The sequence below is a fragment of the Ureibacillus aquaedulcis genome, from assembly GCF_030418165.1.
Lineage (GTDB): Bacteria > Bacillota > Bacilli > Bacillales_A > Planococcaceae > Ureibacillus > Ureibacillus aquaedulcis.
In genome coordinates, this window is the sequence record NZ_JAUHTQ010000014.1 from 34,907 (window position 1) to 50,505 (window position 15,599).

Consider the following 15,599-nt stretch of genomic DNA (forward strand, 5'->3'; position numbering starts at 1 on the left):
TATTATTTTTCTTTAAAATATTCAACTAAATACTCTTTAAACTGCACCGCGGCAGGGGATAAGTAACGGCCAACAGCCCAAGAAACTCCGATCTTCCGCTCACAAATCGGTTCACTTACCCGGATTTTACATACGTTATACTCATTTAATCCTTTTATATTGGGAATAAGGGAAACACCTAAACCAGCCCCAACAAATCCGGCAACGGTATGCATTTCTTCAGCAGCAAATGCGATATTTGTTGTTATTCCGGCTTCCTTAAAAAATTTATCCACAATCTGACGCAGCGCATTTCCCCGTTTGATGGAGATGAATGGTTCATCCTTTATTTCCTCGAGCTTGATTGTTTCTCGATTGGCAAATCGATGGTTTTTCGGCACTATCACAAATAGCTCCTCACTCCATAATTCAACCCATTCGATATCGATCGTTTTTGACTCGATACGCTGAGATAAACATAAATCGACCTGTCCTTCTTCAAGCCATTTTAAAAGATTATAGGAAGCAGCTTGCGTTAGTGTAAATTTCATATTGGGATATTTTTCGGGAACATGGGCCATTAACTCCGGCACTACTTCCATTCCGAGTGTATGAATAAAACCAAAAGCCACATCACCATAACCAGGCATTACGAGACTACTGATTTCAACTTTCGCTTTTTCAAATTCATGTAAAATTGCATTGACACTTACAAGAAAGAGTTTTCCATATCGGTTTAAACTAATTGAGCGTCCTTGTCTATCAAACAAAGGTACACCAATCTCTTGTTCGATATTGGAAATCGACTTGCTGAGGGCTGGCTGCGAAATATTTAACTGCTCCGCTGCATGTGTCATATGCTGCATTTCTGCAACGATTTTAAAATATTCAAGCTGTTGGATTTCCATTTTATACTCCTCTTCAAATGATAACTATTTGGAATGATAATGATAAAAACAATAAATTGTACTTATGTATTGATAATTCTATAATAAGCTTAGACATAAAGTTTGCATATCAAATTTAAATAAGAAAAACAATAGTTTATATAAAAAGTTCGAATGTCTGTCACATCTAATTACTTAAAGGGGCCAATTAAAAATGAAAATCATTCCTCCGAAACCATTTATGATTGAAAAAGGTAATCGCGCTGTACTTCTACTTCATGGTTTTACTGGAAATACAAACGACGTGAAACGTTTGGGCAGATATTTAGCTGAACGTAACTACACGGTACATGCACCATTGTATAAAGGTCATGGCGGTGACCCTGTGACACTTATTCAAACAAATCCTGTTGAATGGTGGAACAGTGTACTGGAAGGTTATGATGAACTAAAAAACAGAGGCTATGACGAAATCGCAGTTGCAGGTGTTTCACTTGGTGGGATTTTCTCTTTAAAACTTGGAGAAGAACGTCCTACAAAAGCAATTGTTGCAATGTCTGCTCCTGCATTAGCAAAAAGTATCGATAGCTTGCAAGAGCGAATTATCGATTATACGATAAAATATAAAAAATTAGCCGGCACATTTGACGAACAATCCGATCATCCTTTAGAAATTGCCGAAAAATACCGTATGCCTGCATTAGAATATCTACAAGGCATGATCAACGAGACTAGTGAAAAGCTTCAAACAATTCAAACACCAGTTCACATTTTACGTGGGCTACGTGATGATGATTATTACTGCGAAAGCGCAGATTTAATATACAATTCCGTAAAATCTCGCATTAAGTCTGTTAAAAGTTTTATCAACTCTGGTCATATTTTAACACTTGACCAAGAAAAAGAGCTTGTTTTCGAGGAAATTTTCCGTTTCTTCGAAGGACTTAAATGGAATGAAGAGAAAATGAATATTTCTCAAATATCTTGATATAAAATTTGAGATACTTGGTTATATTATTAATGTATCCCCTAGCAAATTTTTGCGGTAACCCAAAACTGCAAATTCCCCAATTTGCTATAAAATATATGTCCATGTGACATACATCCCTTTAAAACAAGCTACGTTTAAGATTCCCCGTCTTAAACAAAGTAGCTTGTTTTTTTATTTTCAATGCACTTCTTCCCAAAGCTTTACTCGGATGGAGACCTATCAATTTTCCCGTAAACTCCTCCCCCACCAACTGTAATCCCTAATTTACCCGTTCTCGCTAAATGAATATTGTTGGCTAGTTTTTCCGGTATTATTTCCTTTAGATCTTCCAGCGATGCACCGTGCAATATATTCATTTCCGTACCAAATGCATCCAACAGTTTCGTCATCGTTTTCGGTCCGATTCCAGGGATAAAATCCAGTGGTACTTGATGAATATAGGGTGGCCTTTCTACTTCTTGCAATGGTGCATCCGTTAATTCAGCAATCCGCTTGGCTACACCTTTGATGAGATGTTCTTTCCCACAGTATGGACAACGCGTATGACCCTCTTCCTCAATTTGTTCTCCGCAATCAGCACATACTGTTTCGTGGTACTTTCCAAGCAGCGGGTTTAAGCCATAATTTGCGCCAAAAGCTCTTCCTTCTTCTTTGTGAAGCGCTTTTTTTAACTCCTCAAAATTGGCATCAGCTACATTTATTTTTTGATATTCGCGAGCCAGCTTTCCAAGTGAATGGGCATCCGAGTTCGTTACAAATGTATAGGGTGCGAGTTCACTCATCCCTTTCACCATATACGTGTCCGAACTTAAGCCCAATTCAATCCCATCAATCAATTGTGGATCAAACACTTCACTCAAGCTTTTCTTTACACCTTTTCCGTAAAGGCTTTTAAAAGGTGTAAAGACATGAGCGGGAATGAATAGTCCACCCAATTCATTTACCTTTTGCTGCAAAGTCCGGCCATTACAGTAAATTCGCTGTGAGCTTAGGTGAATATTTTTTTGCTTTGTACTCATCCACAACGAAAATTCCCGCATCTTTTCAATCGTCTTGAAGTAAGCCAGTACATGAATTGGCCCGTGGCAATTTTCATCATAAATTTCTATTTCCGAACCAGGAATCAGTGTTGTTTTTTCGTAACGGATACCACCATCCGGAATTTCTTGTGCTTTCCCTTCACGAATCAATTGTTCCATCTCATCCAATACTTCCGGCGAATGACAATCAATAATGCCGATTAAATCTAAACCCTTCCTCGAGGTAGCCGTTTCCAGTATATTTTTTAGCGTTAAGTTTTTGCTGCCTGTAATTTTAACCGCTCTCCCCTTTTCAGTACGCCCAATATGTATATGTAAATCAGCGTAAATCTCTTTTAGCATGATGACCACTTCCTTACTATTTTCTATATAGAAAGATTACCCCAAATCATGTTCTTTGTTGCAACTTAAAATACATCAACTGCGCTTTTGTTTCAATTTTGTAAATTTTAAATAAACCCTATCATATCGGAACATTATTATGTTAATTTAATTTTTGTATGCAAAACTAAACTCAGTAATCCATTCATTACACAGTGTTGCACATAGTAGGAGGCATCAAGTGAAGACGATTAAAGCGAAATTAATCTTAATATTACTTTCTTTAACCATTCTCCCCTTAATTTTAATAACTACGATTATTTTCTTCGTAACCGGTAAGGGCTATTCGGATTTAACAGAAAACCAACAAGAAAAAATGATACATAATGTCCAGAGTGAATTAGATAATGTCTCTCGCAATCTGTTGGATCTAACAAATTCTTACTCACAAAACGAACAACTTATTTCCAGCTACCAATCAGGTAATCGAGCCCGGCTGTTAACGACAGTTAATGGTGTTTTTCCTCGTTTACAGGAGGAACATGATGTATCCGTTTTTGAATTTGGCGATCAAAGCGGAGTCGTATTTTTGCGCGGACATAATCCCCAAAAACATGGAGATGACAAAAGTGATTTACAAGCCATTCAAGCAGCCCTAAATGGACAATCGATTTCCGGTTTTGAAGTCGGTCAAAGCGGGCTTTCCGTTAGGGCCTTTGCACCATTATTAGCAGGCAGTACAGTAGTGGGCACACTACAAACAAGTGTTGAAAGCACATTCTTGGAACAGTTAAGCGAACAGTTGGATGGTGTAACCATTACTTTATACGATAAGGAAGGAAGTACAATCTATTCTTCCAATCCATCAGGCCAAGGTTTAACACTTTCGGAAGATACATTGGCACAGATAGGTAACGGTAAGGTGTCTACATTGAAACAGAAAAATACAATGGAATCGATTCTGCCAATGTACGATCCAACTGGCAGTCAAATTATCGGAGGCATTGGTGTAAAGCAGGACATTTCAATCATTCAACAGGTTCAAGGCCACCTTTTGTTCATTGCTACCCTCGTCCTAGTTGGAACAATACTTACCGTTCTTATAATAGCAGTCTTCTTTAGCAGATCGATTTCTAAGCCAATTGTTCATCTTGCCGTTTCATTGGATGAACTTTCGCACGGCAACTTACAAATTAAAACTGAACAAAGCACGAGAAAAGACGAGCTTGGCCAGTTGTTAAATTCCATGCATGTCATGAAAAATACACTTTATGAAACGATTTTAAAGGTATCCCAATCATCTCTTGATGTTGCGAAACAAAGTACTGAACTAAAAGAAGCAACAGACGGTATCCAAGCAGGGTCACAGCAAATGGCATCGACCATGACAGAAATCTCGGTTAGTTCGGAAAATCAGGCAAATACGATTTCCGACTTAGCTTCAAATGCAACCGATTTCTCAATGATTATGGAAGAAACACGCCATAAAGGATATGAAATAAATAATTCAACAAAGGCTGTTCTTCTATTAACTGCTGAAGGAAAAGAAAAAATGCACACCTCAGATGAGCAGATGGACAAGATTGATCGGGTTATGAAAGAAGCAGTCCTTAAAATGAATGGCCTGGAAAACCAGACGAAGGAAATTTCAAAATTGGTATTAATGATTGAAGCAATCGCTAATCAAACAAACCTGCTTGCATTAAATGCTGCAATAGAGGCAAGTCGAGCCGGAGAGCATGGTAAAGGTTTTGCAGTAGTTGCAGAAGAGGTTAGAAAACTGGCCGAACAGGTTTCAGATTCAGTCAAGGATATCACAAAGATTGTTACCTCTATTCAAGTAGAAACAAATCTTGTGGAATCATCACTTGAAATTGGCTATAAAGAGGTTCAGCAAGGTTCTTCCCTTATTCAATCTACAGGAGAAACATTCAACAAAATTCACACTTCAATTTCAAGTATGGTTGAAAGTATAGGCAACATCACAAGTAATTTAGATGATAATGTCAATCTTACGAAACAAATGCATTATTCCATTGAGCAAATCGCTTCAGTTTCGGAGGAGACGGCAGCAGCAGTGGAACAAACAGCTGCAACAACACAGGAGTTCAACAGTTCTATCGATGAAATCTCAAGTAGCACTGAGCAACTTACCTTACTTGCAGATGAATTAAAAGTTTTAGTCCACCATTTCAAACTATAATTCCGACACCTGCAGTTGGCTTGAGAGCTAGCTCCAAAGCGATAGAGGGACAAAAAGGAGGGGACTCGGTATTCGAGGCCACTCCTTCTTTTCGCTAGTTAAATCACTTCAATAAACAATAGGATCCAGCCCGCCAAAAATAACAAGCCTCCTATTGGTGTAATCGCCCCTAACTTTTTAACTCCCGTTACAGACAAGACATACAAACTTCCTGAAAAGAAGATAACTCCCGCAAACATCAAATACCCAGCCCACGATAATAAACTAGAGCTCCCCAATAAGGCATCCATCGAAAGGATGCCCAATAGGATTAATCCTATTGCGTGGTACATTTGATATTGCACTGCTGTATTCCAAATTTGTTCATAGCGCGGCTCGGGAAATTTATCTTTTAAAGCATGGGCACCAAATGCACCAAGTACGACTCCCAAAAAGGCCAAAATTGAACCAAGTACTAATAAGACGTTCATCATAAATGCTCCTTTTATGTATTTAACAATTTAACTATATAGTTTTCATTATACCTATGACAATAAAAAACACGCTATAAATAAGAGAGGAAGCCGATCTATGCAACTTTAGATCTTTAGCTGTTTTACCAGGATAGTGAGGTTAATTAAACCAACTAGAATTTAACGCGTTGAAGCGATAAACTTTCTGTTGATTCTGAATTATTATACATATATAATTAATACCTACATAATAGAATCGAACATTCTCATAGAAAGAGGTTATACATATGAAAGACTTCTTCAGTAAACTTTTAACGGGGATGAGTATTGCCATCGTGGTCGCCCTTATCCCCAATGCTTTACTTGGTGAAATACTAAAGCTGATCATTCCTTCTGTGCCTGCTCTACAGCATCTTTTTGATGCAACAGTCGTTATCATGAGTATGCTGCCTCTGTTAACCGGGATTTTGGTAGGTATGCAGTTTAAACTGACTCAAATTCAAACTGCATGTGTCGGGATTGCCACTGTTATAGGAAGTGGTGCAATCATAAAAACTGCTGAGGGTCTATTTACACTAAATGGTATTGGTGTAACACTTAACTCTGGCTTAACCGCTGCTCTTGCTGTACTTTTTGTTAAACTTGTAGGCGAGAAATTGAAGGAGTATTCTATTCTTTTAATGCCGATGTTATCAGTAGTTGTGCCTGGTATGATTGGCTACATGATCTTACCTTATGTAAAAACAAGTGCTGGTCTTGTAGGTGAAGTTGTTGCTTACCTAACAGGTCTACAGCCTGTTTTAATGGGAGCATTACTTGCTGTCATCTTTGGCGTTGTCATTATCTCACCTATTTCAACGGTTGGAATCGCTACGGTTATAATGCTGTCAGGTATTGGATCTGGCGCTGCGAATTTAGGGATTGTTGCAGTTGGTATGGGATTATTCTTAGCAAGTCTCAAAGCAAACTCACTGGGTACTGCCTTGGCACATGTCTTGGGATCACCCAAAATTCAAATGCGAAATTTCTTTATGAAGCCAGTCATTGCAATCCCTATGTTAATATCCGCTGCCATACTCGGGGGACTTGCCGGCGTATTCAATGTTCAAGGAACCCCTTATAGTGCAGGGTTTGGTTTATCCGGCTTAGTGGGACCGCTAAATTATATAAATTTGGCTGAGGGTGGTTGGTCTGCACCGAACATCGCCATTATGCTAAGCATGTTCTTCATCCTTCCACTCATCCTGAACCTGATCTTTATCTATGTATTTAAGAAGAAATTGAAACTTATCAAGGACGAAGATTATAAATTAGACTTTGAATAATGATAATAAAAACACAACTCAGGTCCAGATTGGGGTCGAGTTGTGTTTTTTAATTATATTTTACTGATAAAAACTTGCTGGATATTAGCCTAAAAAGAAACATTCACAGAATTATGCTTCTTTTTTCTCTGCTGTTGTCTTCCTTTTTCTAGTAGTCGTTTTCTTTTTCGGCGTTGATGTCTTATCAAGAGACGCTTGCAGGGCTGCCATTAGATCTGTCATGTCAGATGGAATGACCGTCTCTTTCTCGCTTACCGTCACGGTTAATTCGCCATTTTTCTTCTGCTCTATTAGTTCAATCAACGCTGTTCGATAGTCATCCTGGTATTTATCAGGCTCAAATTTTGCTGTTAATTGTTCAATCAATAACAATGCGGTGTCGAGCTCTTTTTCAGTGACTTTTTCTTCACTCGGAATATTGGGGACCTCTTCTGTACTTCGCACTTCATCAGGAAAGTGAATCGTCTCCATGACTAAAGTTTCTCCATAAACACGTACAATTGCCAGTTGTTCCTTAGAGCGAATCGTAATCTTCGCAACGCCGATTTTCCCCGAATCACCCAATGCCTTCCGTAAAAGGGCATAGGCCTTTCCCCCTCCAGTATCCGGGGCCATGAAATAACTTCTTTCAAAATAGATTGGGTCGATCTCTTCCAGTTTCACAAACTCCATAATTTCTACTGCTTTATCTTCATTTTCTTTGCGCAGCCTTTCAAGCTCATCATCATCCAGCACAACAAACTTATTCTTTGAGTATTCATAGGCTTTGACTATATCTTCACTTTTTACTTCCTGTTCACAAACCGGACAAACCTTTTGATAATTAATTGGACTGTTGCATTCTTTATGAAGCTGCCTTAGCTTAATATCTTTATTTTCGGTTGCCGTGTGAAGCTTCACCGGTATATTGACAAGTCCAAAGCTAATACTGCCTTTCCAAACTGTATGCAAATTTCGTCACCTGCTTTTTTCTTATTATGATGATTTCTGCTGGCAACTATGTATAACCACCGAAATAAGTTAAAAACTAACTAAAAAAGAGGTTCTGTTGACATGAAACCGATGCTCCTAACTTCGGCAGATGCTGTCCCGACCGGCAATGATTGGATATACGAAGTAAAGTATGATGGCTTTCGTTGCATTTTAAAATGGGATGCTGCAGGCATAACGCTAATAAGCCGAAATGATAAAGAATTAACAGAATACTTTCCTGAAATCATTCAATTTTGCCATGATATTCAAACTAGGATTTCCCCCCATTTACCGATTCTTTTAGATGGAGAAATTGTCTACTTGCAGAATGACTACCGGAGCAACTTTTCGACAGTTCAATCTCGTGGAAGAATGCGCAGTAAAAAAACGATACTCGAATCCAGTGGAAAATTTCCCTGTAACTTTATTGCATTTGATCTACTGCAACTGGAAGGCGAAGATGTTACGCAGGATTCTCTCGAAGTGCGTAAAACTAAACTAACGTCTTTGTTTGAAAGCGTACAGCTGCCACTTTCCCCTTCCTATAAAGATAAAGGAAGCCTTCAATTAATTGGAGTTTCTAGTGAGAGTGAAAAGCTTTGGGAAAAGATAAGGGAATGGAATGCTGAAGGAATGATTGCCAAGAAAAAAAGCAGTCTTTGGGAAAGTGGTAAAAGATCCAGCCTCTGGCTAAAAGTGAAAAACTGGCGCATCATTACAATTATTCTTACTCTTTTTGATCAAACAAACGGCTATTTTAATGGAGCGGTTTATTATAATGATGAATTAAGAGAAATCACCAATTTTCGCCATGGCCTTAAAGACGAAGAGTTGCAAACACTTGCTAACTTTTTTCAAGCTAATGGAACGAAAACTTCGGCAACGACTTGGATACTTCCTCCATCGATATGTGTAGATGTAGCATGTATTGATTTTGATGGCAAAAAACTTCGAGAGCCGCGTTTTGAGGCTTTCCGGTTTGACGTGACCCCGGCTGATGCAACTTGGAAGAGGATGTTGCGGGGGCTAAATCCAATACCTGAATCCGTTGCGATAACTCATCCAGATAAGCCGATTTGGCCAGCAGTTGGTTTAGTAAAGGATGATTATATATACTACCTCCAGGAAGTAGCACCATTCTTTTTACCATTCCTAAAAAATCGTTTACTAACAACGATCCGTTTTCCTCACGGTGTGCCTGGTGAAAGCTTTTATCAAAAAAATGCCCCCGAGTACACACCCAGCTTTATCAAGACAAGTGTCGAGGAAGAAATTGAATATGTAGTTTGCAATGATATGAAGACATTATTATGGTTAGGAAATCAACTGGCAATTGAATACCATATTCCTTTTAAAACGATTGATACAACTTACCCTACAGAAATTGTATTCGACCTGGATCCACCTTCTGTAGATGATTTTTCATTGGCCATCGAAGCAGCACTGAATATGAAAGCCATATTTGATAAATTCAATTTGGAGTCCTTCATTAAAACATCCGGTGGCAAAGGGCTGCAAATTTATATTCCCCTTTCAAAGGATACCTTTACATTTGAGGAAACCAGAATTTTCACGGAGTTTGTATGCCGATTTTTAGTTGAACAAAATCCAAAATGGTTTACAATCGAGCGAATGAAAAAGAATCGGGGAAACCGATTATATTTAGATTATATTCAGCACGCTGAAGGAAAAACGATCGTTAGTCCCTATTCGCCAAGAGGTCATGAACACGGCTTGATAGCAACCCCTTTGGAGTGGCATGAGGTTAATAGCGATTTAAGTCCTAAACACTTTACAATACCCGCCGTTCTCGAACGTATCAAAAATAAGGGAGATCTATTTAGCAACTTCTACAAAGTCGGGGAAAAACAACAATTTGAAACAGTCCTAACAACGTTAGTGGAATTAACAAAGAAAAAATAGGGAGTGAACCTAAGCTTTTCTCCCTATCTTATTTAGGGAATAGGGTCGTTGGGCAGTCTAATTATTACGCCAACCCCGTTTTACCTAGGGGTTTTGGCTACTTTACTTGCAACATTGGGAAAGTTACTTGCGAGTTCACACTCTTTACTTGCGAGTTGGGAAGCTTACTTGCGGACCTGCTTTAAACTTCCATAACCGAGTAGTTCTTCTTTGCCGACAATCGATTTCTCCCACCAAAATATTGATAACATAAGATAATTACAATGATTACATCAATGGCGTCCCCACCGTAATACATCAACATTCCGCCGCGTTGTGCATCCGTACTGTCAACGCCGGCTGGTGGGTTTGCATAAATCCATTTTGACAATATACCGTGAGATGCCATCGCCAAAATTAATACAACCGCTCTTAACCGAAAGCTCGTGCGGTGAGGTGTCACTTCTATATAAATCATGGAGAGAGTAAAAACATATCCTGCAAAAAAAACGTGGATATGCACAAGAACGTAAAGTAAGTAAGATGAATGCATCATGCTATATAAATCCGTCGTATAGAGAATCCATAGACCGCCAAAATTCAGTACACTTGCGAGTATTGGGTGGGTAATCCACTGTAAGTAGGAACTTTTAAGTCCTTTGCTAATCAGCCTGCCCGAAACAATCGGAACACTTCTTAATAGAAGCTTCATCGGTGCGGAAAGAACTATAAACAGCGGACCTAGCATCCCCAGCAGTAAATGGGCCATCATATGTGCCGTAAAACTTGAGTGAGCCTGCTCAGCAATTGGTCCGGCAATTGCGAATGTAACAGACAATACACCAATTACCCAAAAGACAATTCGTGTACCTGGCCATTTCTTGTATCTCTTATTCGTTCTATAAACCATTACTATATAACCGACAGTGAATACCATTGGTAAAGCATAGCTCAGCAAATCGAGAAAACTATAGATCCCACTTCCGGCTTCATGATTATGCATTATAGTTCACCCGCTTTTTTACTTTGATTGAGTTGATCTTTTCCGCCCTAAAATAATCAATCCAATTATAATCATAAATCCTGCACTTACATTCCATACGATATCATAAGGAATAATGTCCACTCCGTAACGGATTTGGTGTAGGCGCAGGAGCTTATGCTGAATGATGCCATCATATAACTGGAAGACTCCGGTTCCTAAAATCAAAGCTCCGATCCACCTTCCTCTATCCCACACATTTCGCTTCCGAAGATCTGCCAACATAAAAAGAGCTGCCACTGTAGCAAACCAACTAAATGCATGAAAAATCCCATCCGAAACCAGTCCGATGCTAGGTGTTGATTTATCATAAAAATGATGCCAGTGAAGGAGTTGATGAAATACTGCTTCATCAATAAAAGCAACTAATCCAACTCCAAATAAGAAACCTGACCAAACATTAAACGGTCCATCCTGGCTGCTTTTTCTTTTCTCCATACAATTCACCCTCATGTTTTGTCTTGCCACTCCTCTCATTTTATCCACCTTTGGTAAAAACTATAAGTTGTGCCAACGTTCATAAGAATAAAAGTGATCCGTTCTACCATTACCCTATTTTTTTCTAAATTCCAATTTTTTCGAAAAAGTTTTTGAAAACAAAAAAAGCTAGCATAAATAAATTATGCCAGCTCCCATTACTCAATCAATAATATCTATTTGCGTTACCATTCTCGTGGACTTTATGCGCTAACTGAATCGTTGATATAGCAAGTTCGGAATAAGTTACTGATTTCTTCGGATTGAATAATCCATTTTGTGAAGGAATAATACCCATTGCATTAGCTAATGCCACGTAGCCCTTATAGGTTACATCTTTTGCATCTTTTATGTTGTTAAGCTGATAGACTTCCATATGTTTTGCAGCTTGTTCCAGCCCGATTGCTCTTATATACCACACTGCAAGCTCCTCGCGGGTAATCTTTTCGGAAGACATAAAGTTACCCTTCTCCGAATCCACGATTCCCATTCTAACGGCTTGTTCCACTACCTGATAGTATGGATTGTCCGGACCAATATCCTTAAAAGTTTGATGGGCTTCTACTTGTTGCGGATAATCTCTTTCATAAACGTAGGAGATTGATTTAAGAAGAACATTCAAGGCTTCTCCTCTTGTTACTGGTGAATCCGCATTGAAGCTATCTTCATCGATTTCTAATATATTATTTTGAATAAGGTAATTTAGTTCTTCTTCTGCTACATCATCCGTAACAATTGGATATTCTGCTACGCCAAATATACTTGTCCACTCACCACTAATTGCATCAATCGAAGTGGATGACTTCTCATTAAAAATCGGTGTATATAGCAATGAGTAATGCTCCGTTTGTTCTTGACTATTTTCTTTTGCATATTGCAGCTTCACATTGAGTGCTTCATCGAGAATTTTTTCCGCTTCTTCCTTCGATAGAATACCATCAGTCGTTGGCCATTGTTCCAGTTCTAGTGCATTAATATAAAGACTACTTAATGAACCATCAAAATTAATACCTATACTAATATCATTTCCTGCTACAACAATTCCGTTAACGATTCTTGGGAATGTGAAATTATAAACCCCATAGTTTTCATCAGTATAGGGCTCGGCAATAGGCTTGATATAGTTATGCAAAGTAGATGGTACCCATTCTTTTAAGTAATCAATTGCCTTAGATAATGCTTCATCGCTAGTTATTTTTTTATCATCATTTGTTTTTTGTCCAACTTGCATTAAAACTTCATTTTTAATATTGTGATATTGGATAATTTCACCTGTTTGCTTATCCAGGTCCAGGCTTGTCCCATATCCGCCATTTCGGTATTCATAGGTGTAATTGATGCTAATCGTTTCTTTTCCATCCCTGTTTGTTCTTTCATCAATACTATCAAACTTCAGCTTAACCTCTTCCGAATCAATTGCCAGCAATTTTTCAGCGACCTCTTTTGCATCCTCCACTGTAATAGCTTCCTGCCTTGGTTTTAATGGTTGTTGCGTTAGTTTTTCTACCTTTGGATTATTTGGCAGATTCTCCGTAAATCCATTATTTGTATGCCATAGACCAGTTATCGCATTGATACCAGTAAATTGAGTTACTGGAGTATAGACTAGTTGTACATTAGGTTTATCTGATCGGAAGTCATAATTTACTTGGTACTGCAATTGGAGATTCATATTTTCCTTTATTTTACTTAATAGCTCTTTTTCATTTAACAAGTTCTCTGCTTTTTCAAAAGAACCTTTTCCATCGCTCGTTTGATATTGAGAATATTGAACGATATCACCATTACCAAGAACCGCCACTTCCATTCTTTGGTCAGCGATTTCGATGTTATTTTCTGTACGGATAAAGGAGAAATAGTATCGGATTGGTTCGGTTAATAATTGATTGGAATAATAGTAGTAATATTCATTGTTATTTTTATCTAGTTTATATTGTTTGCCGCCTGCAAACTTCTTCATAAAATCCTGTGCAATTTTTTGTGCTTCTTCCTTCGTTATTTTCGCAGGAAACAGGGCATCTGTTTTGTTTACAGGTTCAAAGTGGAAACTTTCTAATTCCAGGTTATCTCCTTTAAAAGTAGCGCTTCCATAAACATCTTTACCTTGCACTAATTTTGTAAAGCTTAAATCGTATCGAATGGTTTCATCTTCCGGATAATAATGACCTGTATTCAGATAGAAATCTTCCATTGTGAGGAAGTTAAATTCATTCGGAAAAAGTTCCTTAAATTTTTTTACTACTTCATTTTTCGAGATTATGTTATCCGCTTTGGCTACTTCGATCTGCAGATTATTCGCGAATGGTTTATCAATTGTTTCGGCACTCCCAACAGACATTACTCCCAGAGACATTGCAACTGTCAGAATAGGTATTCCAATTTTATTTAACTTTACCAAAATATCCCCCCTATTTTCTTATACGAAATATTGTATGATAAATATTGGAAATAAAAAATAGAAATCTCTATTTTTTTTAATATAATCCTAGATTTCGCATCAAAAAGGCAGCTTATCATTCTAAACTGCCCTTTTACTCATTTATTATATTTATAATTTCAGTAACTTTAGTTTAACGCTTCACTACATTGAAATTCTCGCCAATCAATAACCAGTTTTGCGGGAATGCGAAGCCAAGCTTCCAATAACTAATTCCTCGCAAATTCAAGCGTTTCATAAGATTAAATTTCGCCTGGATGGACCTTGCATCCTCAAACCAGACCTTATGTGCTTTTCCTTCATTATCCACATAGTTAAAATGTGGAGCCTGTGCTGTATAATCATACTCAATAACAGCATTGTTTGTTTGTGCGATTTCAATCGCCCTTTGCGGACTTACGGCTCTTGCATATTGCCCCCCCTGCACAAAGGGAAGCGTCCAATCATAGCCATATAGATTCTGCCCCATCATGATTTTATTTGCAGGCATTTCCGTTAAGGCATATTGGATAACCTCTTCTACCTGTGGAATAGGCGACACCGGCATTGGCGGTCCACCTGAATAACCCCACTCGTACGTCATAAGCACAGAGAAGTCGACTATTTCTCCGTGAGCTCTATAATCATGGGCTTCATACCATTGACCTGCCTGCTCGGCACTAGTTTTCGGCGCCAATGCAGTCGACACCAGCAAATCTTCTCCGTGTAAGTAATCTACTGCTTTTCTTAAGAAATTATTGTAGGCTTGTCGTTGATCTCCTGGAAGAAATTCGAAATCAAAATGGATATCTGATACACTGCCAATTCTTCGAGCTTCTTCGACTATGTTTTCAAGCAGCACTTCTTGAACAGCCGTACTTTGCAAAATGGCTCTACCTAGTTCACCACTAAACTGGCCATTTTCAAGATTGGATACTACCATCATTAACGATGCTCCAGCTTCCCTTGCCGCTTCTGGAATTCCCTCAATCGGAAGCGGATCTAGACTTCCATCTCTTCTTGCTTCATAGCTAAATGGAGCCAGATACGTTAAATACCGTCCTACACTTCTTGCCTCATTCAATAATTCCTGGCTAACTGTATCACCAGTTGGTTCAATGTAAATATTGACTTCTGCATTCCGTTTTTGCATTGGTGGAATGTATAGCCGTGTCCCAACACTTAAAGGTGTATTGACATTAATGCCATTGAATTGCGCCAAAGTGTTTACGTTCAATCCAAAACGTTGTGCAATGGAGTATAACGTATCCCCTTGCCGTACCCAATAAAAACTCCCAGTAATCGGAATAACCAAAGCTTGCCCAATGACTAAACGCTGCGGATTTTCTATTTGGTTGGCTTCGATGATGCTCTCAGTTGTTGTGCTGTAGGCTTGTGCGATACCAAAAAGAGACTGTCCGGACTGGACTACATGTATTTGAATCTCATTTCCTCCCTTTTATCGTTCATGGTAATTACACCTAGTATTTTATGTTTCTATTACTCTTTACATAACATACTTTTGAAAAAATAAGAATTTCGGAAAATATACTGAGGACACAATCCTTCAAAATACATAAAAAAAAAATCCT

Annotated in this window: 12 protein-coding genes; 4 read left to right on the forward strand and 8 right to left on the reverse strand. The window is 38.4% G+C overall.

What is annotated here, in order from left to right; translation table 11 throughout:
* Nucleotides 1-2: 2 nt before the first annotated feature.
* Nucleotides 3-887, reverse strand: a complete 885-nt coding sequence (locus QYB95_RS15435; RefSeq protein WP_301139267.1) for a LysR family transcriptional regulator — start codon at nt 885-887, stop codon at nt 3-5.
* A 193-nt stretch (nt 888-1,080) separates the two neighbouring features.
* On the opposite strand from QYB95_RS15435, the gene QYB95_RS15440 reads away from it, so the two are divergent.
* Nucleotides 1,081-1,854: an alpha/beta hydrolase gene (locus tag QYB95_RS15440; protein ID WP_301139268.1), complete on the forward strand. Its 774-nt coding sequence runs from the start codon at nt 1,081-1,083 to the stop codon at nt 1,852-1,854.
* Between the two features lie 203 nt (nt 1,855-2,057).
* Here QYB95_RS15440 and QYB95_RS15445 read toward each other — a convergent pair whose 3' ends face one another.
* A complete protein-coding gene (locus tag QYB95_RS15445; RefSeq protein ID WP_301139269.1) occupies nt 2,058-3,239 on the reverse strand; it encodes an endonuclease Q family protein in 1,182 nt (393 codons plus the stop codon).
* Between the two features lie 220 nt (nt 3,240-3,459).
* Between QYB95_RS15445 and QYB95_RS15450 the strand changes: the two genes are divergently transcribed.
* Nucleotides 3,460-5,421: a methyl-accepting chemotaxis protein gene (locus QYB95_RS15450; protein WP_301139270.1), complete on the forward strand. Its 1,962-nt coding sequence runs from the start codon at nt 3,460-3,462 to the stop codon at nt 5,419-5,421.
* A gap of 98 nt (nt 5,422-5,519) precedes the next feature.
* Here the strand turns inward: QYB95_RS15450 and QYB95_RS15455 are convergent, their stop codons facing one another.
* On the reverse strand, nt 5,520-5,891 hold the full coding sequence (locus QYB95_RS15455; protein WP_301139318.1) for a DUF423 domain-containing protein: 372 nt from the start codon (nt 5,889-5,891) through the stop codon (nt 5,520-5,522).
* 269 nt (nt 5,892-6,160) lie between these two features.
* Between QYB95_RS15455 and QYB95_RS15460 the strand changes: the two genes are divergently transcribed.
* Entirely contained in the window at nt 6,161-7,198 is a 1,038-nt protein-coding gene (locus QYB95_RS15460) for a PTS sugar transporter subunit IIC (protein WP_301139271.1), read from the forward strand.
* 111 nt (nt 7,199-7,309) lie between these two features.
* On the opposite strand, the gene ku is transcribed toward QYB95_RS15460, so the two are convergent.
* Nucleotides 7,310-8,149: a non-homologous end joining protein Ku gene (gene ku, locus QYB95_RS15465; protein WP_301139272.1), complete on the reverse strand. Its 840-nt coding sequence runs from the start codon at nt 8,147-8,149 to the stop codon at nt 7,310-7,312.
* A 102-nt stretch (nt 8,150-8,251) separates the two neighbouring features.
* Between ku and QYB95_RS15470 the strand changes: the two genes are divergently transcribed.
* Nucleotides 8,252-10,093 carry a DNA ligase D gene (locus QYB95_RS15470; RefSeq protein WP_301139273.1) on the forward strand — a complete coding sequence of 614 codons (1,842 nt, stop codon included), beginning with the start codon at nt 8,252-8,254 and terminating at the stop codon, nt 10,091-10,093.
* Nucleotides 10,094-10,274: 181 nt separating this feature from the next.
* Here QYB95_RS15470 and QYB95_RS15475 read toward each other — a convergent pair whose 3' ends face one another.
* The 4 genes from QYB95_RS15475 to QYB95_RS15490 form a co-directional block, all read right to left on the reverse strand.
* Nucleotides 10,275-11,075, reverse strand: a complete 801-nt coding sequence (locus tag QYB95_RS15475; protein WP_301139274.1) for a cytochrome c oxidase assembly protein — start codon at nt 11,073-11,075, stop codon at nt 10,275-10,277.
* 18 nt (nt 11,076-11,093) lie between these two features.
* Nucleotides 11,094-11,552 (reverse strand): DUF2243 domain-containing protein, encoded by a 459-nt coding sequence (locus QYB95_RS15480; protein ID WP_301139275.1) that lies wholly within the window; start codon nt 11,550-11,552, stop codon nt 11,094-11,096.
* 205 nt (nt 11,553-11,757) lie between these two features.
* Entirely contained in the window at nt 11,758-13,989 is a 2,232-nt protein-coding gene (locus tag QYB95_RS15485; RefSeq protein ID WP_301139276.1) for a YcdB/YcdC domain-containing protein, read from the reverse strand.
* A gap of 172 nt (nt 13,990-14,161) precedes the next feature.
* Complete coding sequence (locus QYB95_RS15490; RefSeq protein ID WP_301139319.1) at nt 14,162-15,451, reverse strand: glycoside hydrolase family 18 protein; 1,290 nt, start codon at nt 15,449-15,451, stop codon at nt 14,162-14,164.
* Nucleotides 15,452-15,599: the final 148 nt, after the last annotated feature.